Consider the following 24,652-nt stretch of genomic DNA (forward strand, 5'->3'; position numbering starts at 1 on the left):
TGGTTAAATTTTCTTATTTAGGTCTGTTCCCTGTATTTTGAACACCCATGTAATCTTGAACGGTTCTGAAACCGATAAAACTTCTTGCTGAATCAGCGTATTCAAAGTCTCTTGTACTTACTTGCAAGAAATAGGCAACATCTTTCCAAGAACCACCGCGTGTTACTTTACGTTCATTTTTAGCATCTGGCACGTTAGGGTTCATTGTAGAAACATATTCATAAGATGATGCATCATAAGAAGAGTTTGTCCATTCCGCTACGTTACCTGACATATTATAAAGGTTATAATCATTAGGCTCGTAAGATTTAGCTTCTACAGTATATAAAGCTCCGTCAGCAGCGTAATCTCCACGGTTAGGCTTGAAGTTAGCCAAGAAACATCCTCTGTCATTTTTAGCATAAGGACCTCCCCATGGGAAAGTTCCTGACTCAAGACCACCTCTAGCAGCGTATTCCCACTCTGCTTCTGTTGGAAGACGGAAAGAGTTGATTTGGTTTCTTCCTTTTTTCTTCGCCTTGATAAATGCGTTTTTGTATAATGTTCTCCAAGCACAGAAAGCTTTAGCCTGTTTCCAGGTAACACCTACTACCGGATAATCATCATAAGCCTGGTGCCAGAAATAATCATTATGCATTGGCTCATTATAAGAGTAAGCAAAATCTTTAATCCATACTGTTGTATCAGGATAAATTCCGATTGGCTCAGTCTTTTTATAGAAGTCTTTTCTTCCTTTTTTCTTAACCGCCTCATTCAGGTTCGCTTCAGAGTAACGGAATTTTAGTTTTGAAACATCCATGGTTCTCAATCCGTTGTATGATTCAGCAGCTGGCAAGTACATTGAATCCATAACCTCAACATAATATTCATCAGGATATTTTTGAGGATCTGTAATTAATTTTACTTTTTTATTCAGCTTTCTTCCTGCATACGGATCATCTCCTGTACCAACACTATAGTAATTCTCATACATATATTTGTCATATGGAGACATTGTTGCCGGATCTGTATCATCAAACGCAAACTCACCGATACCACCAGTTCCTTTAGTCTGACCTACTTCTTCAGCAAGAATAGCCAAACGCATTCTGATCGTTGAGTCTTTAACCCAATTCACAAATTGCTTGTACTCGCTATTCGTAATTTCTGTTTCATCCATATAAAAGGATCGAACGGTAACCGTTTTTGTTGGAGCGTCCTGTACGTTGGCTAAATCATCATCTGATTTACCCATGATATAAGCACCTCCTGGAACCAGAGTCATACCGTATGGTTTCTCCGGATGCCATTTCCTGCCTTTCACACCTACTAACTCCCCTTTATCGCTCGAACCACAGCTTGTCAATATTGATGCTAATGCTGCTAATGCAATGAACTTCTTCATATAAATTTGGGTTATGATATATTCTTATTTTTTAAGGGCGTAAACCTATTTATTATTTTTCTAAAAAACAATTTTTTTATTAAAAATCCTTAAATAAAGTATAACATTGACCTAAGGATGTGTTAAAAAAAATAGGAACGTGCCGACTATACTATATTTTTCCTTTGTGCCTTCCACCATCTTTCAGGGATTTCGTTGGCACAAGCACCCAGATAATCCTCATAAGTGCAAGGTAATAACGTATTTCTTTTTAATTTATTATTAACATTTGAAATAAAAGGTATTTCTATCCACCAACGCTCTGTTTTGTGGCTTTTAAAGAATACCAGTTCCTCGTCTTCTAAAGGCACAATATATTTTAAATAATTATCACGGCTTCCGAACGGATATTCGTTAGAACGGTAATGATAACCTTCAATAAAATACCACACGATTTGGGCAATCAGAACTGCTTCTTGTTTTGAATTATTGTGATTAAAAATGCCAAATATTGAAACTTTATCGCTGATTCCTGCATATCTTGATAAAGAACAGATTTCTTTCCCGTTAAATCCGTTGGGTGTAAAAGTAATAAAATTACCGGAATCAGAAGATTTCACACATGTTAAATCTACGCTCACAATATCTGCATCTCTGAAAACCGGCTCGGCTATTGAGATGTTGTTAGAAACTTCACCCAAACGGTAGGCATCGAAGAACAATTTTTCAACCAAATCGATCTCCTCCTGAGAGTTAAAATACGTCTGATAACCCAGATTGCTATAATTAAAAAGATTGTTTGGTTCTTCAACTATCATTTTAGTAAGATAGGAATTCGCCGAAAGCGGCTTATCCGCAGCACCGAAATCAAATCTGCTATCTATAGACGCGACATTCACCATCTGTTCCAGTTCATCAAAAGCTCTGTACAACGGATAGGTCAAATCTTGCGAACCGCCAATAATTATCGGAATGATTTTGTTTTTCAACAGATAGGCAGCCACTTTTCGTAAAGCAAAATAAGTATCCTCAATATCGTTTCCCGCTAAAATATTCCCTAAGTCTGCAATTGATGCCTCCCAGTTACCCGGAAACAATCCATACAGTTCTTTTCGAATATGTGACAGCTTTGTATTTTCAATTTCAATATGAGCGCCTCTGTTTTCCTTCACTCCCACAATCGCGAGCCTGATTTTGCTTAAATCAGGAAAGTCTTCTCTAGTATGCAGTACTATCTTGCTTCCTAAATTCTGGGAAGACAATCCATTAATAAACTCCAGTATCTCTTCGTCTAAAGGAGACAGAAAATCAAATTCCATATCTTATTTCTTTTTTGCAGTAGTTTTTTTAGCGGCTGGCTTTTTAGCAGCTGTTGTTTTCTTTGCCGCGGTCTTTTTTGCAGGAGCTTTCTTTTCAATCATATCCTTTACCTCATCCAAGGTAAGTTTGGTTGCATCGACATCCTTACTCAATTCAATTTTGACTTTTCCTTTGGTAATAACCGAACGTCCCCAACGTGCTTTTTCAACACGTATTCCATCTTCTTCCCAATTATGGATCACCTTATCGATTTCCTTTTGAAGTTTGTCTTCTATCAATTCTGTGATATCCGACTGTGAAAGATTGTCAAAATTGTATTTTTTGCTGACATTGATAAACATCCCGTTCCATTTGATAAACGGTCCAAAACGTCCCACTCCTTTTTGTACCGGTTCATTTTTATACGTTCCGATTGGAGCATCGGCTTGTTCTTTTTCAGCGATTAGCTCTTTGGCACGGTCAAGAGTAACATCCAAAGGATCTTCTCCTTTTGGAAGTGAAATAAACATTTTTCCAAATCGCACATACGGTCCGAAACGGCCATTGTTCACTTCTACTTCTTCTCCGTTATAATTACCTAATTTTTTAGGCAATAAAAATAAATTCAATGCTTCTTCTAAGGTGATATTCCCAATATTTTGGTCAGCCATAAGACTTGCAAACTGCTTTTCATCATCATCTGCATCGCCTATTTGTGCCATTGGTCCAAATTTACCTAAACGGACACTTACCGGCTTTCCTGTTTTTGGGTCTGTTCCCAGGATTCTTTCTCCTGATTCTCTCTCCGCATTTGCTTCAACATCTTTTACATTTGGATGGAACTGGTCATAAAACTCCTGCATCATCTTTGCCCAGTTTACATTCCCTTCTGCAATCTCGTCAAAATCCTGCTCAACTTTTGCCGTAAAATTGTAATCTAATATTCTTTCAAAATTCTTCACTAAGAAATCCGTTACGATTGCGCCAATATCGGTTGGAACGAGTTTTCCTTTGTCAGAACCTGTATTCTCTTTCAGTAGTTTTTCATCAACTTTTCCGGACTGCAGGGTCAATTGAGTATATTTTCTTTCCTGTCCTTCAAGATTTCCTTTTTCAACATAATTTCTATTAATAATTGTTGAAATCGTAGGCGCGTATGTCGACGGACGACCAATCCCCAATTCTTCCAGTTTTTTAACCAGAGAAGCTTCTGTGTATCTTGCCGGCGGTCTGGAATAGCGCTCCGTTGCGGTTATATAATTATTTTGAAGTCTTTCATTCACTTTTAAAGCAGGAAGCATTCCTTCTTGCTCTTCATCTTCATCATCATGTCCTTCCAAGTATACTTTAAGGAATCCCTCAAAAAGCAAAACTTCTCCAGTTGCTGCAAATATTTCTGAATGGTTATTGGCTTCAATTTTTACATTGGTTCTTTCCAATTCAGCATCGCTCATCTGTGAAGCCAGTGTCCTTTTCCAAATCAGGTCATAAAGACGTGCCTGATCTCTATCAATATTTACCGTATGTCTTGACATATCCGTTGGACGAATTGCTTCGTGAGCCTCTTGCGCACCTTTGCTCTTATTGGTAAAGGTTCTTGGTTTCGAGAATTCCTTACCGTATGATTTGATAATTTCAGCCTCAGCTGCATTTATCGCCTCATTTGAAAGATTGACACTATCCGTTCTCATATAAGTAATCAATCCCGCTTCATAAAGCCTTTGCGCCAGCTGCATCGTTATCCCAACCGGAAGATATAATTTCCTGGCTGCTTCCTGCTGTAAAGTAGAAGTAGTAAAAGGTGCTGCCGGTGATTTTTTTGTAGGCTTCGTTTCTAAATCCGATACCTTATATATAGAGCCAATATTTTTACTCAGAAAATCTTCGGCTTCTTTTTTTGTATTGAAATTCTTTGGCAGTTTTGCCTTAAATGTTTTTCCGGCTTCATTCGAAAATTCTGCTACAACAGAATAAGAAGCTACAGCTTTGAAGTTTTGGATTTCTCTTTCTCTTTCTACAATCAATCGTACAGAAACCGACTGAACTCTTCCGGCAGAAAGTCCGCCTTTTACTTTTCTCCATAAAACCGGAGAAAGCTCATAACCCACCAATCTGTCCAGTACTCTTCTCGCTTGCTGTGCATTTACAAGATCGTAATTAATTCCCCTCGGATTTTCAATCGCTTTTTGAATTGCCGATTTGGTGATTTCATGAAAAACGATTCTTTTTGTTTTAGATGGCTCTAATTTCAATTCTTCAGACAAATGCCACGAAATGGCCTCTCCTTCACGATCCTCATCACTCGCCAACCAAACCGTTTCGGCTTTTTTAGAAAGATCTTTGAGTTTTTTCACCAATGCTTTTTTATCAGGAGAAACTTCATATTTTGGAAGGAAGCCATTTTCAACATCTACCCCTATTTCTTTAGAAGGCAAATCTGCTATATGTCCGTAGCTGGACTCTACCTGATATTCACTTCCTAAAAACTTTTCAATGGTTTTTGCCTTTGCAGGCGACTCAACGATCACTAAATTCTTTGCCATAATGCTTTTGTTTGTGTCGCAAAAGTATATGAATTTTTTAAATATTGCATTTTAGAAAATTTTAAAAGTAAAATTATTAACTCACAAGCGACTTTTTTAAAAAAGAAAAGCACTGATTTTTAAAAGATTGCAAATACTATATAATTTTCAATAACCAAGCCTTACCAACACTCGCCTTGATTGTCATTTTCTTTTCTTTTTATGTTAAACAATCCGATTTCATAGCGCATTTTCATTTCTTATTTATAAATTTATACTAAAACAACAGCAGATTTTTCCTACTATGAATTTGAACTAAAACGAAAAACAGCGTGATTTCAGTCCTAAAAAAATACCTAGAACACAATCGACATGGAGCTCTAATTGAGGAGTTTAAAGATATTTACCTCTCTCACCCCAACTATCCAAGTTTATTTTCTGTTACTGATACTTTAGACGTGTTGCGCATTGAAAACATGGCCGCAAATGTTCCAAAAAATCAGCTTGAAAATCTTCCCGAACATTTTATAGCTGCCATTCAACATAAGGATGGAGAAATTTTTGTCTTTGCCAACAAAAGTCATGACACTATTGTTTATGATACCGAAAATGATAAAAAGCATACCTTAACTATAGAAGAATTTAGAGAATTATGGAACGGATTGATTTTAGCAGTTGAAAAAAATGAGAAAACGACCGACATAAAAAAATCAGGAATAAAATCAACTGTTATTTTTGGACTGCTGACAGCCATTTTGCTGATTTCTAATTTTGCATACGAATTTGACATTTACGAATTCTTCTTCCGAACAATTTCATTTATAGGATTGCTTATCGGCATCTTTATTCTTTTAGAAAAAAATGAAAGCGGAAATGAGTTAGTTTCGAAAATCTGTAGTTTTAATCCTAAAACCTCTTGTGACTCCGTAATAAAATCAAAAGACAGCCGAATTACCAAATGGCTTGACTTTACAGACCTGCCTATTTTATTTTTTTCTATAAACTTTATTGCCGGCTCATTAACCAATCTTTCATTTGGTATCATCGGATTGCTCAGTTTAGTCTCATTGCCAATTTGCCTGTATTCGATATATCTTCAAAAGACAAAGCTCAAAAAATGGTGTATGCTCTGCCTAATTATTTCGTCTTTGGTTTTAGCACAATCACTTTTGTATATTTTCAACATCGGCAGTTTGGGTATAACTCTTATGGCAATCGTCCATTATCTTATTATAGCCATGATTTGCTCTGCTATTTGGTTTCCTTTAAAAAAAATCATGTCAGAACGAAAAGACCTCGCTGATAAAAACAAAGAACTCTACCGATTCAAACGAGATTTCAACCTATTTGAATTTCTTTCTTCAGAGGTTCAGGAGCCTCTGCAATTAGCAAGTCTGAAACCAATTCATTTTGGGAATCCGGAAGCCTCCCTGACTTTACGGCTATTTCTTAGTCCTAGTTGTGGCCATTGCCATATGGCTTATCAAAAAGCTAAAGATTTTATAGAAAAATATCCTGAAAAAATCAGGCTGGCAATTTATTTCAATCTGAATATTGAAAATTTGGAAAATCCTTATGTCCCCATTGCAAAAAACCTACAACAGATACATCTTAGCAAGGGCAATATCAGGCAAGCTATTGACGATTGGCATATCAGGAATCTGAGTATAGAAGAATGGTTAAAAAAATGGAAACAGGAAATTATCGGCCAGGAAGCAGAAGCAGAACTCAATAAACAATACGAATGGTGCATAAAAAATGAATTTAATTATACACCTGTAAAAATAATTGACAACAAACTACTACCTAAAGAATATGAATTGGAAGAAATAAAATATTTCTTGTCAGAATTGGAAGATCAAAAGACAGCCACCATTTAGCTATAAATTATTGAATGCCTGTTCCATCCTAAAGAAATAAGAAATATATTTGACTAATATTCTGAAAATTAATGCAGAAATTCCCTTTTTTCAAACAAGCCGACCAAAAAGACTGCGGACCTACCAGCTTGAAGATTATTGCCAAATATCATGGCAAAAACATCAACATCCAAAAGCTACGTAGTCTTAGCGAAACTACCCGTGAGGGAAGCAATTTACTGTCATTAAGCGAAGCCGCAGAAAAAATAGGATTTCGGACGCTTGGCGTACGATTAAGCCTTGAAAAGCTGGAAGAAGCACCATTGCCATGCATATTGCACTGGAACAACAATCACTATGTTGTACTGTATAAAATCAAAAAAGGAACCTATTATGTTTCGGATCCTGCTTTTGGTCTGCTCCAATACAACAAGGAAGATTTTTTAAAACTTTGGATTGGGAATAACGCCAATGATTCAACTCAGGAAGGAATTGCTCTTCTTTTTGATACGACGCCTAAATTCTACCAAAACGAATACGAGAAAGAAGGAAAAAGCGTTTTTGGATTCGGACTGCTTTCAAGATATGTCTTCCGATACAAATCTTTTATCATCCAATTGGGAATAGGCCTTTTGGCAAGCAGCTTGTTACAGCTGATTTTCCCTTTTCTTACACAAAGTATCGTTGATATTGGTATCCAGAACCAAAATATTCACTTTGTATATCTGGTCTTATTTGCCCAATTATTTCTGTTTGCCGGAAAAACAGCACTTGAACTCATCAGAAGTTGGATATCGCTCCATCTTTCTGCCAGGATAAACATCTCCCTCATTTCTGATTTCTTTATCAAATTGATGAACCTGCCTATCTCCTTCTTTGATGTCAGAATGACCGGAGATATTATGCAGCGAATCAATGACCACAACAGGATTGAACGACTGCTTACAACCTCATCACTGGATGTGCTTTTTTCAATAATCAACATGATTATAATGGGCGGAGTCCTAGCGTATTACAACCTGAAAATCTTTTTTGTTTTCTTCATAGGAAGCCTGCTCTATTTTCTTTGGATTATCTTATTTCTTAAACGAAGAGAAGCGTTAGATTACAAACGTTTTTCAGAAATAAGCCAGGAACAAAGCAAAGTCATCGAGCTTATAAACGGAATGCAGGAAATCAAACTCCACAATGCCGAAAAACAAAAACGTTGGAGTTGGGAATATATTCAGGCACGGCTTTTCAAAGTTTCTATGAAAGGATTAGTGCTGGAACAGACACAAAACATTGGTTCTTCAACCATCAATCAGCTTAAAAACATCTTTATTATTTTCCTGTCTGCCAAATTAGTCATTGACGGAGAAATTACTTTAGGTATGATGATGGCGATTACCAGTATCGTAGGTAGTCTGGATGGTCCAATCACACAACTCATCCAATTCATCCGCGAAGTACAAGATGCAAAAATCTCACTTTCCCGTTTATCGGAAATCCATGAAAAAGAGGACGAAAGCCAACAGGAAGAACATCAGTCACACGAATTTCCTACTGATGCTGACATCACGTTAAAAGATGTCGGTTTCAGATATACGGGTACAGATGTGCCTGTGCTCGAAAATTTAAATCTTGTCATTCCAGCCCATAAAATAACGGCAATTGTAGGAACCAGCGGTAGCGGGAAAACAACGTTGATGAAGCTACTATTGAAGTTTTATGATTGCGATAAAGGAGAAATCTTGGTAGGAAATACCCAACTTAAAAATATTGCCCAAAAAACATGGCGTGCCAACATTGGAGCCGTAATGCAGGAAGGTTATATTTTTAATGATACCATAGCCAATAATATTGCTATTGGGGCTGATATTATAAACAAAGAAAGACTGGCATACGCTACGGACGTAGCAAATATCAAAGATTATGTTTCCGGATTACCTTTGGGATACAATACCAAAATAGGCATGGAAGGCATTGGTATGAGCACCGGGCAAAAACAGCGACTATTGATTGCCAGAGCCGTTTATAAAAACCCGGAAATGTTATTTTTTGACGAGGCTACCTCGGCACTTGATGCCAACAATGAAAAAGAAATCATGGAAAAACTAGATGTTTTCTTTAAAAACAAAACCGTTGTAGTCATCGCACACCGACTAAGTACTGTAATGAATGCCGACCAGATAGTAGTACTCGACAATGGAAAAATAATCGAACAAGGCAATCACGAAGCATTAGTAAAACTGAAAGGAAGCTATTACCAGCTTGTTAAAAACCAACTGCAACTCGGAACATAATATGCCAGACAATAAACACATAGAACTGCGAAGCGAAGACGTTCAGGAAATCCTGACCAAAGTACCTCATTGGATGATCCGATGGGGAAATGTTGTTATTCTGACCGTATTATTATCCTTACTTATAATGTCATGGGTTGTACGATATCCCGACATCATCACATCAGAAATTACCATAACTACGCAAATTCCACCGCAGAGACTCATTACTAAAAGTTCTGGACGTATCGAAAAAATTTTTATCAAAAACGGTGAAACTGTTTCCGCAAATACAGCATTGGCTGTGATTGAAAATACGGCACATTATCAGGATGTGTTCTTGCTAAAAAGTATCATTGACACACTGAAAATAAATAAAAACTTTATCAAATTCCCGTTTGAATCGCTTCCTTCAATGCAATTGGGTGAAATAGAAGGCTCTTTTGCCGTATTTGAAAAAGACTTTATTGCTTACAGTCTCAACAAGAATCTGCAACCTTATAAAGTGGAAGGTGCTGCCCAAAATTATGAAGTCATTGAAATCAAGGAAAGACTAAATCTTTTACAACAGCAAAAGCAGATTAGTGAAACCGAGATTCAACTTAAAAAGAAAGAGCTTGACCGTTATAAGAAACTTTACGAAAAAGGCATCATATCTACGCAGGAATGGGAAACCAAAAACATGGATTACCTTCAGTCAGAAAAAACCTTACGAGGACTCAGTTCGTCTATTTCACAAATGAAATCATCGCTGAATGATTTGAATAAAAACAGCAAATCGACTAAAATTAACGAAACTAAAGATGATGTTAGTCTTTTCAGAAATGTCATACAATCGTATAACCAGTTGAAAAAAGCAATTGCCGATTGGGAATTAGCTTATGTACTTCGGTCTTCGATTGCAGGTGAAGTCTCTTTCATGCAAGTATGGACAGAAAACCAAACCATTACGGCCGGTGATAATGTTTTTTCTATTATCCCAAAAGAAGCTGACAATTATATCGGAAAAATAAAAGCCAAAGCTCAAAATTCTGGAAAAATCAAGGTTGGGCAAAACGTAAATATTCGCCTGGCAAACTATCCGGATCGGGAATTTGGTGTCATCAGGGGAAAAATACAATCCATGTCATTGACTCCTGATAAAGATGGAAATCTGCTTATTGACGTATCGCTTCCAAACAAACTGGAAACTTCGTACCATAAAAAAATTGCATTCCGTCAGGAAATGAGCGGAACTGCCGACATTATCACACAAGATTTGCGATTAATAGAAAGGCTGCTTTATCAGTTTAGAGATTTATTTCGCAGATCCTAAAAAACGGGGAAAAACATTCCAAAAACATTGTTAAATCTAAATATGACATCTTGTCATATTGCCCTAAATAATTGTATCTTTGCAAACTGATTAAATTTCTCTTTTGGAGACTATGGAAAAGATAATAGAAGAAAACAAACAAGGAGAAAGCCTTGTGCTAGAACATAAAACGGGGAATACTAAAAAACTTTTTATTGAAAGTTACGGTTGCGCAATGAACTTTTCAGACAGCGAAGTCGTTGCCTCCATCCTATCTCAAAACGGCTTCAATACCACTCAGATATTGGAAGAAGCTGATTTGGTACTAGTCAATACCTGTTCCATCCGCGACAAAGCAGAACAAACCGTACGAAAAAGATTGGAAAAGTACAATGCCGTAAAACGCAGTGTCAATCCAAAGATGAAGGTTGGTGTATTGGGCTGTATGGCGGAACGTCTCAAAAGTCAGTTTTTAGAAGAAGAAAAAATTGTGGATTTGGTTGTTGGACCAGATGCTTATAAAGACCTGCCAAACCTTTTACAAGAAGTTGAAGCTGGAAATGATGCCATCAACGTGATTCTTTCCAAAGATGAAACCTATGGTGATGTTTCTCCTGTTCGTCTGAACAGCAATGGCGTTACTGCCTTTGTATCTATAACAAGAGGATGCGACAATATGTGTACCTTTTGTGTAGTTCCTTTTACCCGTGGTCGTGAAAGAAGCCGTGAACCGCAAAGTATCATGGAAGAAATCACAGATTTGTCAAACAGAGGTTTTAAAGAAATTACGCTATTAGGACAGAATGTTGACAGCTATCTTTGGTATGGTGGAGGTTTGAAAAAAGATTTTGTCAAGGCTAGTGAATTCGAAAAAGCAACAGCAGTTGATTTTACACAGTTGCTGGAAATGGTCGCTGTAGGATTCCCAAAAATGCGTATCCGTTTTTCAACTTCAAATCCTCAGGATATGCATGAAAGCGCATTGCATGTCATTGCAAAATATCCAAATGTTTGCAAACACATCCACCTTCCCGTACAATCTGGAAGTGACAGGATATTGGCAGCAATGAATCGTCTGCATACCAGAGAAGAATATATCCAGCTGATTAACACAATAAACAGTATTATTCCAGGCTGTAGTGTTACTCAAGATATGATTTCCGGATTTCCTACAGAAACAGAAGAAGATCACCAAGATACCTTGAGCTTGATGGAACATGTGAAATATAGTTTCGGGTATATGTATGCTTATTCCGAACGTCCGGGAACATTGGCCGGAAGAAAAATGGAAGATGACGTGCCGGAAGAAACAAAACTAAGAAGGCTTCAGGAAATAGTTGACTTGCAAAGAAAACACAGTGCTTTCAGAACTCAGGAATTCTTAGGTCAAACTGTTGAAGTCCTGATAGAAAAAACTTCAAAAAAATCTGAAGAACAATTATCCGGCAGAAATTCACAAAGCATAACCGTTGTCTTTCCTAGAGAGAATTATAAGATAGGCGACTTTGTAAATGTAAAAATCAACAGTTGTACTAGCGGCACCTTGATTGGAGAAGCTGTTGGGTATAGCGACATGAATTAATTTGAGATTTTAGATTGCAGATTTAGGATTTAGGATTTAAGATTTGGGATTTTAGGAAGACGTTGAGAGAAAAAATCTGTGTAATCTGTGTAATCTGTGTAATCTGCGGCAAAAAAGATAGAGTTTAAAGAAAAATCATCATTTAAAATAATTTAAATGGAATCAGTTCAAGCCATAAAACAGCGATTTGAGATTATCGGAAATGACCCGAAATTGAATCGCGCAATAGAAAAAGCAATCCAGGTTGCACCGACAGACATTTCCGTCTTGGTAGCAGGAGAAAGTGGCGTCGGGAAAGAAAGCATTCCAAAAATCATCCATTCGCTTTCGCACAGAAAACATGGAAAATATATAGCCGTAAACTGCGGTGCAATTCCCGAAGGAACCATTGACAGTGAATTGTTTGGCCATGAAAAAGGCGCTTTTACCGGAGCAACTTCAACTCGTGAAGGTTATTTTGAAGTAGCTGACGGAGGCACTATTTTCTTAGATGAAGTAGGAGAACTTCCTTTGACAACACAAGTGCGCCTACTCCGTGTTTTAGAAAATGGAGAGTTTATAAAAGTGGGCTCTTCACAAGTCCAAAAAACAGATGTCAGAATTGTAGCAGCAACCAACGTTAATATGTTTGATGCTATCGAAAAAGGAAAATTCAGAGAAGATCTTTATTACAGATTAAGCACTGTCGATATCAACCTTCCCCCTTTGAGAGAAAGAAAAGACGACATCCACCTGTTGTTCCGAAAATTTGCAGCAGATTTTGCACACAAATATAAAATGCCACCAATCAAGCTCGATGACAATGCTGTCCATTTCTTGCTACAGTTTCGCTGGAGCGGTAACATCCGACAACTTCGAAACGTAGCCGAACAGATTTCTGTTTTAGAAACTAACAGAGACATTTCAGCAGCAACATTGCAATCGTATCTTCCGTCAGAAGGCAGTCAACTGCCATCTGTAATCAAGGATAAGAAAAGCGAAAGCGATTTCAGTAACGAAAGGGAGATTTTATACAAAGTGCTTTTTGATATGAAAAGCGACCTTAATGACCTGAAAAAGCTGACGTTAGAATTGATGCAAAATGGAAACACGAAAGTTCAGGAAAACAACAAAAATCTGATCCAGAAAATTTACGGAAGCAACCCTTCTGATAGCGAAATTTCTTTTGAAGAACAACCAAGTGTAGCCTTGATTACCAAACCTAAGGTTGAAGAGCATTTTGAAGAAAACGATGACAACTTCACCTTTGCAGAAACCGTTGAAGAAGAAGAAATCTTAAAACTGGAAGAAAAGGAAATTGAGCTAATCAAAAAATCTTTGGAAAAAAATAAAGGAAAAAGAAAAGCTGCAGCAGACGAGCTTGGAATTTCCGAAAGGACATTATACCGAAAAATCAAACAGTTTGATTTATAAAAACTGCCTATATTTGACAAGATAAAGCATGAAACACATTAAATACATAATCCTTCCGGTCCTATTCTTTGCCATCAACGGCTGTTCCGTATATAATTTTACAGGAGCAAAGCCTATCAATGCCAAAACATTTCAGGTAAATTATTTTCAAAATAACGCTGATCTTATCGAGCCGGGAATTGAACGTAAATTTACACAGGATTTGCAAAACCTGATTCAGAACCAGACAAACCTCAGCTTGACAAATTCAGGAGGCGATTTGGTTTATGAAGGTGAGATTGTAGATTACAGGATTTCTCCAATGACGGCCACAGCCGATCAAAGAGCTGCTCAGAACCGTCTTACAGTTTCAGTAATGGTGCGTTTTACGAACAAAAACAAAGAAGAAGACGATTTTGAAAAAAGATTTTCTTTCTTTTATGATTTTCCAGGAACCAGCCAGCTCGTAGGATCTCAACTGACTAGTGCATTGGATGTGATTTTTGAAAGAATTACGCAAGACATCTTCAACGAGTCATTAGCCAAATGGTAACCAAATAATACATTCATAATTGAATCTGACTGAATTTACATCCTTGCTAAGCCACCCTAATGCCGTCAGTGAAAGACAGGTATTTGCTTTGGAAAAAATAGTGGAAGAATTTCCTTATTTCCAAAGTGCAAGAGCGTTGCGCCTAAAAGGATTATACAATCAGGACAGTTTCAAATACAATAGCGAACTAAAAATCACCGCTGCCCATACGACAGACAGAAGCGTTTTATTCGAATATATTACCTCAGAAAATTTTATGGCTATTAATAAAGCCTTTTTTGCAGAAAAAGAAGCCCGAATTAATGCAATTAAAGTTCATGAAATTGAAATCCTTAATCCAGAGAAAAAGGAGGAAGAACCTGTAGTAAAAGTTAATCCTCTGGAGCAATCAATACTTACTTCTATACGTGAAGCCTCTGCCTCACAACTTCAACACGAAGAAGAAAAAAGTGCAGAAATTCCGCAAGAAGAAGGAAAACTGGAAATTCAGGAAGAAAGTATTGAAGAAAAACTGGAAATTGGAAAACCATTAGATTTTTCAAGAGAAGAGAAACACTCCTTTCAAGAATGGCTTCAATTGTCAACCTTTAAGCCAATCGAAAGAGAAGAAGCTCCAATTGTATCTGAAAAAACAACTAATTCGGAAGAAATTTCAGAAACAGATTCAGAAAAAAAGAAAAAATTAGAAATAATTGATCGATTTATTGAAGCCAATCCAAAAATTTCTCCTGTCAAAAACACCTCGACAATTTCATTGATTTCCGAGCGAAACTCCCAAGATAATTCATATCTGATGACAGAAACCCTGGCAAAAGTTTATCTGGAACAAAAGAAATATCAAAAAGCAATTCAAGCTTATGAAATATTAATTTTGAAATATCCAGAAAAAAGTCATTTCTTTGCAGACCGAATTTTGGATATTAAGACATTACAACAAAATAACAATAATTAAAACAATGAGCACATTTACAATTTTTTTGGTTTTAATCACAATCGTTTGTTTTCTACTAATCGTAGTTATTATGGTACAAAACCCTAAAGGTGGCGGTTTGTCATCTACATTAGGTGGCGGCGGACAAATGGGCGGAGTTCAGAAAACTACTGATTTCTTAGATAAAAGTACTTGGACATTGGCGGGATTGCTAATTATTTTGATTTTATTATCAAGTCTGAGCTTTACTGGAACTTTTGGTGGTAATTCATTAAAAACAATTGACCAAAATGCTGCTCCGGCTCCTAAAACGGCTGCCGCTCCGGCAAAAACAAATGCAGCTGAAACTCCCGCAACAACAGCACAGCCAGCAGCTACTACACAAGACACAGCAAAATAATTTTTCTGAAAAAATATAGTTAAAATGCCAACATCTGACGTGTTGGCATTTTTTTTTGACCAAAATGTCATAAATAGTGATTGGCACAATTTCTGACTACTAGAAGAAAACCTAAAAAATACATATAAATATAAATTTTATAATTATGGCTTTAAACATTAGACCTCTTTCAGACCGTGTATTGGTTGAACCGGCAGCAGCAGAAACAAAAACTGCTTCTGGAATTTTTATTCCTGACACAGCAAAAGAAAAACCTCAAAAAGGAACCGTTGTAGCTGTAGGAAACGGAACAAAAGACCACAATATGACTGTAAAAGTTGGTGACTCTGTACTTTACGGAAAATATGCCGGAACAGAACTAAAATTGGAAGGAAAAGATTACCTGATTATGAGAGAAGATGATATTCTTGCGATAATCTAAAAAGCTAAAAGTGATAAGTCTTAAGAAGTACATTTAATATACGCCAAAAAACATGAGAGATTTTAAAAGTATGACATTTGGCAATCAAGTCATTCTTTCACCTTAGAAGTCTATAAAATCACTTCACATTTTCCGAAAGAAGAAACTTATAATTTGACAAGCCAAATCCGAAGAGCTTCTTCTTCTATTCCGACTAATATCAGTGAAGGTTGTGGAAGAAATAGTGATAAAGAATTCAACCAATTTCTCAACATTGCATTGGGATCAGCTAATGAAACCGAATATCTTTTGATCTTATCCAGAGATTTGCATTATATCATATAGTGAGATTGCGGCAGACCTTCTTGATAAAATCAATTCTATAAAAAGCAAAATTTACAATTTAAAACAAAAATTAATTTTACCAACGGCTTAAAGCCCATAACAAATACAAATAAAAATGGCAAAAGAAATAAAATTTGATATTGAAGCACGCGACGGTTTAAAACGTGGTGTTGACGCTTTAGCAAATGCAGTAAAAGTTACCCTAGGCCCTAAAGGACGTAATGTAATTATAGGAAAATCATTTGGTGGCCCAACTGTCACAAAAGATGGTGTTTCTGTCGCAAAAGAAATCGAATTGCAGGATACGCTTGAAAATATGGGGGCACAAATGGTAAAAGAAGTAGCTTCTAAAACCAATGACCTTGCCGGTGACGGTACTACAACTGCCACTGTTTTAGCACAGGCTATCGTAAAAGAAGGTCTGAAAAACGTTGCTGCCGGTGCAAATCCAATGGACTTGAAAAGAGGTATCGATAAAGCTGTAGAAGCTATCGTAGCCAACTTGGCAAAACAAGCAACAGAAGTTGGAACAAATACTGACAAAATCAAACAAGTTGCTTCTATTTCAGCAAACAACGACGATGTAATTGGTGAATTGATCGCTACAGCATTCGGAAAAGTTGGAAAAGAAGGTGTAATTACCGTTGAAGAAGCAAAAGGAACAGATACGTATGTTGATGTAGTTGAAGGTATGCAATTTGACAGAGGTTACCTTTCCCCTTATTTTGTGACTAATTCAGAAAAGATGGAGGCAGAATTAGAAAACCCTTACATCTTGTTATACGACAAAAAAGTTTCTTCATTAAAAGAATTACTTCCAATCCTGGAACCAGTAGCACAATCCGGAAAACCATTATTGATTATTGCTGAAGATGTTGACGGAGAAGCTTTGTCAACTTTGGTTGTAAACAAACTAAGAGGTGCTCTTAGAATTGCAGCTGTAAAGGCTCCTGGTTTTGGAGACAGAAGAAAAGCATTGTTAGAAGATATCGCAATCTTAACCGGAGGTACAGTTATCGCTGAAGAGCAAGGTTATACTTTAGAAAATGCAACGCTTGAAATGCTTGGAACAGCAAAACGTGCAACAATCAATAAAGACAATACTACGTTGGTTAGCGGAGCTGGCGACATCGAAATGATTAAAAATCGTGTCAACCAGATTAAGAGCCAAATGGAAACTACAACTTCTGACTACGATAGAGAAAAATTACAGGAACGTTTGGCTAAATTAGCCGGTGGTGTTGCCGTTCTTTATGTTGGTGCTGCTTCAGAAGTAGAAATGAAAGAGAAAAAAGACAGAGTGGATGATGCCTTGCATGCTACTCGTGCAGCTGTTGAAGAAGGAATCGTTGCTGGTGGTGGTGTTGCCTTGTTAAGAGCTAAAAGTGTATTGAAAGACATCAAAGCTGACAATGCAGATGAAGCTACAGGAATCCAGATTGTTTCTCGCGCAATTGAATCTCCTTTGAGAACAATTGTTGAAAATGCCGGACTTGAAGGTTCTGTAGTTGTTGCTAAAGTTGCTGAAGGTTCTGGAGATTTTGGTTACAATGCTAAAACAGACGAATATGTTGATATGTTGAAAGCAGGAATCATCGACCCTAAAAAAGTAACACGTGTTGCTTTAGAAAATGCAGCTTCTGTTTCAGGAATGATCCTAACTACAGAATGCGCTTTGGTTGAAATCAAAGAAGAAAATGCCGGAGCTAGCCCAATGGGTGGCGGTATGCCAGGAATGATGTAAAAATCAGTTTATATTTTCAAAAAGGACGCCATAATGGCGTCCTTTTTTTATTTTAGGCAAACAGTAAAATATTTAATTTAATACATATATTGCATGAATTATTCACCTATACTATAACATTATGCAACCTATCTTTCGTTTCCATGTAATTTTAATTTTTTTCACAGCCGTATTTTCTTCCTATTCTCAAGAGACTGACCCTCAAAAAACTTCCATCTCTAAAAACCTTGAAGACTATTTCTTTCTGGAAAGAGAAAACATCCATCTACAGCTTGACAAATCCGTATTTATCTCCGATGAAGACGTTTGGTTTAAAGGTTATGTATACCATCGAAAAGAAGAAGTTCCTTTCTTTACCACTACCAATGTGTATGCTACGCTCTATGACGAAAACGGAACCAAGATGCAAGACAAGCTATTATTCAGCAGTATGGGCAGTTTTTCCGGAAAATTTGAATTGGGAGATTCGTTTAAAAGCGGCAAGTATTACATTCAGGTTTTTACCAACTGGATGAACAACTTCAAAGAAGATGAATCTTCTGTTTTTGAATTCAGCGTCGTCAACAAAAATGACAAAACGGCTTCTATCACAAGCACATTGGATTATTCCAAAATAAACATTGAGTTTTATCCCGAAGGAGGCTCTATCATTCAAGGCATCCAAAATACCGTTGCTATAAAAGTAAGTGATTGTTATGGCAATCCTTTGCCTTCGATTGTTGGTGATATTATCAGCCCGGAAGGGAAGAGTATTCAAAAAGTGACACTAAACAAATTCGGTTTGGGGAAATTTCAAGTTTTTGGCGATATTAGAACTTCAAAAATATCATTTTTAATCCATGACAAAAAAGTAGAAGAAAACCTGCCTTTTGCCATACCAAATGGCCTAACGATTGAAATCAACAACTTTGCTTTAAAAGATAAAGCGATTGTCAAAATCAGGACCAATGAAAAAAGTGTTGCTTCTTTTAAATCAAAAAAACACTATCTGGTAGTACATCAGGATAACAAATCCATAATCTTCAATATTGACTTCAAGAATACTTTAGAACAGAATATCGCTTTTTCCAAAGACAATCTCTCTGAAGGTGTCAATACCATTAGAATAATTGATTCTGATATGAAACAACTTGCTGAACGATTTATTTTTAAATATCCCGAAGAGACCTTAAACCTTGATATAAAACTTTTTAAAAAAGGGAAAGACTCTATCCATTTTTCAGGAAATCTAAACTCAATCAACAGTAGCCTTAGTATTGCAGTTGTCCCTGAGCAATCGATCGCCACAAATCAGGACTATTCAATTCGGGCCTCTTTTCTACTAAACCCTTATTTGACTAAAAATGTAGCCAACGCAAATTATTATTTCGAAGGAATATCAAAAGCCAAAGAGTTTGAGCTTGACCTTCTTCTCTTGACTCAAGGTACCGGAAAATACAAATGGGAAAACATCATTACTACACCTCCCAAAGACAATAATACTTTTGATTTTGGACTTACAATAAAAGGAACGATAAATCAGGAATTAAATAATCGGAAAAAATTCAGGGTAAAATTATTTTCATTGCAATCCAGCATCAGCGAATCAGCAGAAATCAATGATAAGAATGAATTTTATTTTAACAATATGGTTCTGGCCGATTCAACCTGGGTAAACTTTACATTGACGGATGATAAGAACAAACCAACTGTTTTAAAATTATATCCTCAGATTTTAAACGGACGAAGAACATTCAACAAACCTTTTAAAGCAGAAAAAAAACAATGTGCCCTAATTGGCGAAAAGATAGAATATGAAACTCCTAGCTTTGTAAATGGAACCATTATGCTTGAAGATGTTGAAATCGCGGTTGAGAAAAAAAAGAAGCTAAAATATTCCAATAGCTTAGGAAACGGAAATCTCAGAGGTCATAAAGTGGATGAAAATGATCAGACAGATGTATTGAACTTTATCCGAAATAACGGTTTTGAAGTTCCTACAATTAACGGTTTTTCTAATACGGTAGAAATTTATAGCCGTTCCATAACCACCATAAATGGAGCAAGAAGCACTCCTATACTTTTTATTGACTGTCTCCAACAAATGAGTTTTGATTTGCTTCTGAATATGAGAATGAATGAAGTAGATGAAATTTACATCAATGCGCACGCTATAGTACCGTCTGTGAATAACAATATCGGAGTAATAAAAATTTATATGAAAAAAGGCGGTAGCAGTTCACCACAAAAAAGCAATGCTGTTCCTTATGAAATAAAAAATGCTTTTTCTAAGATTGAGCCTTTTAAAAACAAACTGTATGCATCGACTGAAAATAAAGGTTTTCAAAATTTCGGTTTAATCCATTGGATTCCTAACATCTACAGCCATGAAAGCAAGCAATTCAGGTTCCAGATTCCAAACATGGGACAAAAGAAAGTGAAATTGCTTATTGAAGGTTTTTCTGCCGAAGGACAATTAATTTCAGAAATCCGAACCATCAGTCTGGAATAAAAAATCCGAAGCCTAAACTTCGGATTTTCCCAACTAAAACCAACCAACTAACTAATTAAATAGAAACCTGGTATTGTGCAATAAAAGCTCCTTTATGGTCTGTCAGATTGCCCGAAGTAGTATATATCGGGCGATTCTGATAGGAAATCGTAAACTTCGAAGTCTGTCCGTTTAACAGCCAGTTTACGCCAATATCATAAAAACTCATATTTTTGTTCAATCTTTCATAATTAGCATGTTGAATCGCAACATAGGGCATTAGAGTCGTTGTCCCTATCAGATTATCTTTAAGTTTATAACCCAATTGAGCATACAAAACATTTCCTGTTCCATAGGCCGGAAAACCATTTCCGCTGCCATTTAAAACAGTAGGATCACTGTTCCCATTGGCAGGATTCATTGGCGCCGCATTTCGGATATAATTCGTCCCGAAATTATAATGTGTGAAATTCCCGTAGAAACTTATGGCCTCACCTCTTGAGCCAATTGGCGCGTCATAGAAAACATCTGCTGCCAAATGAAGCATGTCGGTATAAATAGTGTCATTAACAGCATTTCTATGCCACATTGCATCTTGCTGGTACACAATCCCCGCTCCTACATTCAATACTTTCTTCTTTCCTAAATAACTTCCGGTAGCATACGGCGTCAGATTGGATTCCTGATCTTTAAACTGGTATTGAAAATAACCATTGAATTGCATTTGGGGCGGCTTTGGAGAAAAATTTGACCTTTCACTAATTGCAGCAATATAGCTAGAACTTTTCTGTATTGCCAATGGTTGTGCAAAAGCTACCCTATAGTCCAATTTGCCCAACTTACCTTTAGCGTAAAATGAAAGCTTTCTTACGAATTGATCTGTAACATCATTTGTCGACTCTAAGAACAAAGGAATATCGACACCCATAATGGAGCCTACAGACGAAGCAGAAAATCGGGACAAGCCTGTCCATGAAGACAAACCGGCTCCCAAAGACAATTTTTCCTTATCGACAGCATATTCTCCCAGCGCATCATGGATAAAAAAACCTTGTTTTCTGTCAGAAATATTATTGAAGTTGTTCTGTCCTATTTGCCCATAAATAAAAACACGATCAGCAATCTGTCCGTACATCTGAATCCTGAATCTTCGAATACCGATATCAGTTCCGGCAGTTTTTGGAGAATCAAAAATTGTAGTTCCCGGATTGTATTCCTGGTTTCTAATCCAAACCTGAGAAAGCATTGCAAACTTCAGATAATTGGAACCGTCCTCATTCAGGTACAATTTCTTATCGTGCCAAAATTCATGTTTTGGTTTTTCTTCTGTTGGCTGTTGCTCCTGTGCCTGAGTTTTTTGCAACGGAAAAAAAGCCGTTAGTCCGCAAAAGGCCAGTGTGTACTTCAATGATTTCATCCTGTATAATTATTTATTTCAATCCCAATATCTAAATCCTGACAGGATTTCTCCTATCAGTTCAATATCTATTACCCTATTTCATCAGACAACTGATGTAAAAAATACCTTGAAAAAATTCAAGGTATTTTTGTCATTTTTAGTCTCTTTCGTAAGCGCAGCAAGTATGAAGTTTTTCGTAATCTTCATTAGTTGCCTTTACTTTTTCAGTATCATGCCCAACTTTTGCAATAGCTTTCTGCACTTCCATATCCGATGTTTTTTCTTCATTCAGGATAAGATGCAACTGCTTGTCTCCAATATCCCAACTAGCCGATTTTACGCCTGGAACTGAAAAAGCAGCTTTTTCGATTCGCTTTTTGCACATCTCACAGTTACCTTTAACTTCAACAGTGTGTTTTGCATTTTTACTCTTTTTCTCCTGTGCTTGTGCTGCAAATCCGATTATGGAAATGAAAAGCATTATCATTATTTTTCTCATACTTCTATTTTTTATAGTTATTTACTTTAAACTTATTTTATCTTGAATCGCAATCCGGCATAATACATCTGTCCAAAAATTGGCGCATAAATTATGGAACTATCAAAATTAGGTCCAAAAGGGTTATCGCTACCCAAAATTGCCTTGTCTTGTTTATAATTTCCTATGTTTTCACCACCAACATATACTTCAAAGGTAGAAGAAAAAGTTCTGGTGATCTGTGCGTTCATCAGAGAAAAAGATGGCGAATAATCCGGAAGCCTGTCAGATGCTGGATTTGACGCAGTATTTGGCAACTGTTGTTTTCCAAGCCAGTTATACGTAAAATCAAATTTCCATTGCTGTCCTTTATCCGTGATATGTGTCTCATACTCTAAGTTACCAAAGAAACGATGTTTAGCCTGTAATGGTCTTTGTGCGCTCCCGCTTAAGTAATCGGTTTCTATTTCATAAAACTTATAAGCCGTTCTTAAATTGAAATGTGTTGCCAATTCATAATTAAAATCAAGCTGTAAGCTGTTGGCAAATGATTTTCCGTCCAGGTTATAGAATAAAGCCTGCTGCGGACTGGCATACAAATCTACAACTGCCTGATTTTGGAAATCGGTTCTGTAAAAATCAAAAGTAACTTCTGCCGGCCTGTTGAAAAGTGTAAAGCCCTGCATAAAGCTGACTCCGTAATTCCATGCTATTTCTGCATCCAATCCGTAGATTTTGCCTCCAGTATTCAGAATATCAAAAACTCTTGAACTGGCAAAAAGCTGCTGGTTTTCTGCAAAAATATTAGCCGAACGTTTTCCTCTTCCCGCTGAAGCTCTCAATACGGCTCTTTCCCACGGATTGTATCTTGCATGGATTCTTGGTGTAATAAAAGTTCCTAAACGGTTGTGGTTATCAACTCTGGCACCGGCAACCAAACTGAAATTTGTAGTATTGTCATACGTATATTCAAAAAATGCACCCACAGAATTATCGATTCGGTTGAAATCTCTTGAAATATTTGGAACGCCAACAAACTCATCGTATTTATCATACGTAAAATTCAATCCTGTCGCAAATTTGTTCAACGTATTGTTGATAATGGAATTAAAGATCAGGTTCGAATAAAAACTTTTCTGATTGATATCGTACTTGTTTAACCCGAAATAGGATTCTTGGTCATGTCCATTAAAAGCAGTCTGGAATCCAATACTCTGATATGGCATATCCGGGAAAACATAGCCCAATTTTGCCGAAACATCATAACGTTGTGTTTTGATTTCAGAACCCCAATAATTGGTTGTGAATTTATCTCGGTTTTTATCAAAATCAAGCTCTCCAGTCTGTTTTGCATCATTCATATACCTGAAATTCAAAAAGCTCACCCAGCCTTTTTCAAGGTCTGTATACTGCCATCTGTTCAATACGTTGATTTGTTTTGAAAGCGGATTATCTAAAAAGCCGTCGTCATTCATATCATTCTTACCCAATCTGGCATTACCGTGAAGAAACAAACTTGTACTCCATTTGTCGGAAACTTTTTTATTGAAGTGGGTATTAAGCTCAAAACGGCTGTCGGTAGAACCGTAAGCATTCAGAAAAAAAGGAATGTCATTTACAGGCTTGATCAATTCTGTATTGATCTGTCCCGAAATACTTTCAAAACCGTTGACAACTGACCCTGCACCTTTTGTAATCTGTATGCTTTCTACCCAGGTTCCAGGCGTGAAAGAAAGTCCGTAAGCCTGTGAAGCACCTCTTACCGAAGGAATGTTTTCTTCCGTAATCATTAAGTAAGGACTTGTAAGACCTAACATTTTAATCTGTTTTGTTCCTGTTAAAGCATCTGAAAAGTTAACGTCAATAGACGGATTCGTTTCAAAGCTCTCTGCCAGGTTACAACAAGCCGCTTTCAGTAATTCCTTACTGGACATTGTGGTAACATTCGCCGTCTTCATATACGATTTTTGAAGACTTTTTCGCTCTTTGCTGATTGTAACTTCTTCCAGATCATTATTCTGAACCAGAACGTGATTGATGAAGTTTGATGAACTTACTGCAATCGTATCAGTCGTGAATCCTACATAACTGATTACGAGTTTTGTAAATTCAGGCTTATAAGAAATGGAAAAGTTTCCATTCTCGTCTGTAGTTGTACCTATTTTGGTGTCGAGCCATTGTACGCTGGCTCCTATGATTGGCTGTCCTGTAGCAGATGCTTCTGTTATTTTCCCTTTCAACTCCTGTGAAAAAGAGGTGGCAGAAACGATAAGACATAACAGCAGTATGAATTGTTTTTGCATAAAAAATGATTTAATAGTATAATTGTAGTTAAGCCATCGAAGGCTTTCCGGAAT

18 protein-coding genes are annotated in these 24,652 nt (G+C 36.8%); 12 read left to right on the forward strand and 6 right to left on the reverse strand.

Translation table 11 applies throughout. From position 1 onward, the window contains the following. Positions 1–13: 13 nt before the first annotated feature. The 3 genes from gldK to topA form a co-directional block, all read right to left on the reverse strand. The gene (gldK, locus tag ABH942_RS06220; RefSeq protein WP_370030213.1) at positions 14–1,384 is read right to left on the reverse strand and encodes a gliding motility lipoprotein GldK; all 1,371 of its coding nucleotides are present in this window, start codon (positions 1,382–1,384) and stop codon (positions 14–16) included. A gap of 146 nt (positions 1,385–1,530) precedes the next feature. Further along, entirely contained in the window at positions 1,531–2,682 is a 1,152-nt protein-coding gene (locus tag ABH942_RS06225; RefSeq protein ID WP_370030216.1) for a formimidoylglutamase, read from the reverse strand. 3 nt (positions 2,683–2,685) lie between these two features. After that, positions 2,686–5,205, reverse strand: coding sequence for a type I DNA topoisomerase (topA, locus tag ABH942_RS06230; protein ID WP_370030218.1), 2,520 nt, complete (start codon positions 5,203–5,205; stop codon positions 2,686–2,688). 311 nt (positions 5,206–5,516) lie between these two features. Here topA and ABH942_RS06235 point away from each other — a divergent pair, with 311 nt between their 5' ends. The 12 genes from ABH942_RS06235 (at position 5,517) to ABH942_RS06290 (ending at position 20,439) form a co-directional block, all read left to right on the forward strand. Continuing rightward, complete coding sequence (locus ABH942_RS06235) at positions 5,517–7,064, forward strand: vitamin K epoxide reductase family protein (protein ID WP_370030220.1); 1,548 nt, start codon at positions 5,517–5,519, stop codon at positions 7,062–7,064. Between the two features lie 71 nt (positions 7,065–7,135). After that, entirely contained in the window at positions 7,136–9,328 is a 2,193-nt protein-coding gene (locus tag ABH942_RS06240; RefSeq protein WP_370030222.1) for a peptidase domain-containing ABC transporter, read from the forward strand. Between the two features lies 1 nt (position 9,329). Further along, positions 9,330–10,622, forward strand: coding sequence for an HlyD family secretion protein (locus tag ABH942_RS06245; protein ID WP_370030225.1), 1,293 nt, complete (start codon positions 9,330–9,332; stop codon positions 10,620–10,622). A 112-nt stretch (positions 10,623–10,734) separates the two neighbouring features. Next, positions 10,735–12,183, forward strand: a complete 1,449-nt coding sequence (gene miaB / locus ABH942_RS06250; RefSeq protein ID WP_370030227.1) for a tRNA (N6-isopentenyl adenosine(37)-C2)-methylthiotransferase MiaB — start codon at positions 10,735–10,737, stop codon at positions 12,181–12,183. 156 nt (positions 12,184–12,339) lie between these two features. Then, the gene (locus ABH942_RS06255; protein ID WP_370030229.1) at positions 12,340–13,596 is read left to right on the forward strand and encodes a sigma-54 interaction domain-containing protein; all 1,257 of its coding nucleotides are present in this window, start codon (positions 12,340–12,342) and stop codon (positions 13,594–13,596) included. A 28-nt stretch (positions 13,597–13,624) separates the two neighbouring features. Continuing rightward, positions 13,625–14,128, forward strand: coding sequence for an LptE family protein (locus ABH942_RS06260; protein WP_370030231.1), 504 nt, complete (start codon positions 13,625–13,627; stop codon positions 14,126–14,128). Positions 14,129–14,147: 19 nt separating this feature from the next. Continuing rightward, positions 14,148–15,080 carry a tetratricopeptide repeat protein gene (locus ABH942_RS06265; RefSeq protein WP_370030232.1) on the forward strand — a complete coding sequence of 311 codons (933 nt, stop codon included), beginning with the start codon at positions 14,148–14,150 and terminating at the stop codon, positions 15,078–15,080. A 4-nt stretch (positions 15,081–15,084) separates the two neighbouring features. Further along, positions 15,085–15,459: a preprotein translocase subunit SecG gene (gene secG, locus ABH942_RS06270; RefSeq protein WP_370030234.1), complete on the forward strand. Its 375-nt coding sequence runs from the start codon at positions 15,085–15,087 to the stop codon at positions 15,457–15,459. 145 nt (positions 15,460–15,604) lie between these two features. Beyond that, positions 15,605–15,880: a co-chaperone GroES gene (gene groES / locus ABH942_RS06275; RefSeq protein WP_370030236.1), complete on the forward strand. Its 276-nt coding sequence runs from the start codon at positions 15,605–15,607 to the stop codon at positions 15,878–15,880. A 117-nt stretch (positions 15,881–15,997) separates the two neighbouring features. Next, positions 15,998–16,204: a four helix bundle protein gene (locus tag ABH942_RS06280; protein WP_370030274.1), complete on the forward strand. Its 207-nt coding sequence runs from the start codon at positions 15,998–16,000 to the stop codon at positions 16,202–16,204. A gap of 115 nt (positions 16,205–16,319) precedes the next feature. Continuing rightward, positions 16,320–17,948, forward strand: a complete 1,629-nt coding sequence (gene groL / locus ABH942_RS06285) for a chaperonin GroEL (protein ID WP_370030238.1) — start codon at positions 16,320–16,322, stop codon at positions 17,946–17,948. A gap of 121 nt (positions 17,949–18,069) precedes the next feature. Then, on the forward strand, positions 18,070–20,439 hold the full coding sequence (locus ABH942_RS06290) for a hypothetical protein (protein ID WP_370030240.1): 2,370 nt from the start codon (positions 18,070–18,072) through the stop codon (positions 20,437–20,439). Between the two features lie 55 nt (positions 20,440–20,494). On the opposite strand, the gene ABH942_RS06295 is transcribed toward ABH942_RS06290, so the two are convergent. The 3 genes from ABH942_RS06295 to ABH942_RS06305 all read right to left on the reverse strand — a co-directional run bounded on the left by ABH942_RS06295 (position 20,495) and on the right by ABH942_RS06305 (position 24,598). After that, a complete protein-coding gene (locus ABH942_RS06295) occupies positions 20,495–21,835 on the reverse strand; it encodes a hypothetical protein (RefSeq protein WP_370030242.1) in 1,341 nt (446 codons plus the stop codon). Between the two features lie 139 nt (positions 21,836–21,974). Then, positions 21,975–22,316: a heavy-metal-associated domain-containing protein gene (locus ABH942_RS06300; RefSeq protein ID WP_370030244.1), complete on the reverse strand. Its 342-nt coding sequence runs from the start codon at positions 22,314–22,316 to the stop codon at positions 21,975–21,977. A gap of 32 nt (positions 22,317–22,348) precedes the next feature. Beyond that, the gene (locus tag ABH942_RS06305; protein ID WP_370030246.1) at positions 22,349–24,598 is read right to left on the reverse strand and encodes a carboxypeptidase-like regulatory domain-containing protein; all 2,250 of its coding nucleotides are present in this window, start codon (positions 24,596–24,598) and stop codon (positions 22,349–22,351) included. Between the last annotated feature and the right edge of the window lie 54 nt (positions 24,599–24,652).

Source organism: Flavobacterium sp. 28YEA47A, assembly GCF_041262125.1.
Taxonomy (GTDB): domain Bacteria; phylum Bacteroidota; class Bacteroidia; order Flavobacteriales; family Flavobacteriaceae; genus Flavobacterium.

What these genes read in the sequence shown, in the direction of transcription:
- ABH942_RS06260 (WP_370030231.1), top strand. Translation starts at nt 13,625, where the DNA reads ATGAAACACATTAAATACATAATCCTTCCGGTCCTATTCTTTGCCATC.
- ABH942_RS06290 (WP_370030240.1), top strand. Translation starts at nt 18,070, where the DNA reads ATGCAACCTATCTTTCGTTTCCATGTAATTTTAATTTTTTTCACAGCC.
- groES (WP_370030236.1), top strand. Translation starts at nt 15,605, where the DNA reads ATGGCTTTAAACATTAGACCTCTTTCAGACCGTGTATTGGTTGAACCG.
- ABH942_RS06300 (WP_370030244.1), bottom strand. Translation starts at nt 22,316, where the DNA reads ATGAGAAAAATAATGATAATGCTTTTCATTTCCATAATCGGATTTGCA.
- ABH942_RS06295 (WP_370030242.1), bottom strand. Translation starts at nt 21,835, where the DNA reads ATGAAATCATTGAAGTACACACTGGCCTTTTGCGGACTAACGGCTTTT.
- gldK (WP_370030213.1), bottom strand. Translation starts at nt 1,384, where the DNA reads ATGAAGAAGTTCATTGCATTAGCAGCATTAGCATCAATATTGACAAGC.
- topA (WP_370030218.1), bottom strand. Translation starts at nt 5,205, where the DNA reads ATGGCAAAGAATTTAGTGATCGTTGAGTCGCCTGCAAAGGCAAAAACC.
- ABH942_RS06225 (WP_370030216.1), bottom strand. Translation starts at nt 2,682, where the DNA reads ATGGAATTTGATTTTCTGTCTCCTTTAGACGAAGAGATACTGGAGTTT.
- groL (WP_370030238.1), top strand. Translation starts at nt 16,320, where the DNA reads ATGGCAAAAGAAATAAAATTTGATATTGAAGCACGCGACGGTTTAAAA.
- ABH942_RS06305 (WP_370030246.1), bottom strand. Translation starts at nt 24,598, where the DNA reads ATGCAAAAACAATTCATACTGCTGTTATGTCTTATCGTTTCTGCCACC.
- ABH942_RS06255 (WP_370030229.1), top strand. Translation starts at nt 12,340, where the DNA reads ATGGAATCAGTTCAAGCCATAAAACAGCGATTTGAGATTATCGGAAAT.
- ABH942_RS06240 (WP_370030222.1), top strand. Translation starts at nt 7,136, where the DNA reads ATGCAGAAATTCCCTTTTTTCAAACAAGCCGACCAAAAAGACTGCGGA.
- miaB (WP_370030227.1), top strand. Translation starts at nt 10,735, where the DNA reads ATGGAAAAGATAATAGAAGAAAACAAACAAGGAGAAAGCCTTGTGCTA.
- ABH942_RS06245 (WP_370030225.1), top strand. Translation starts at nt 9,330, where the DNA reads ATGCCAGACAATAAACACATAGAACTGCGAAGCGAAGACGTTCAGGAA.
- secG (WP_370030234.1), top strand. Translation starts at nt 15,085, where the DNA reads ATGAGCACATTTACAATTTTTTTGGTTTTAATCACAATCGTTTGTTTT.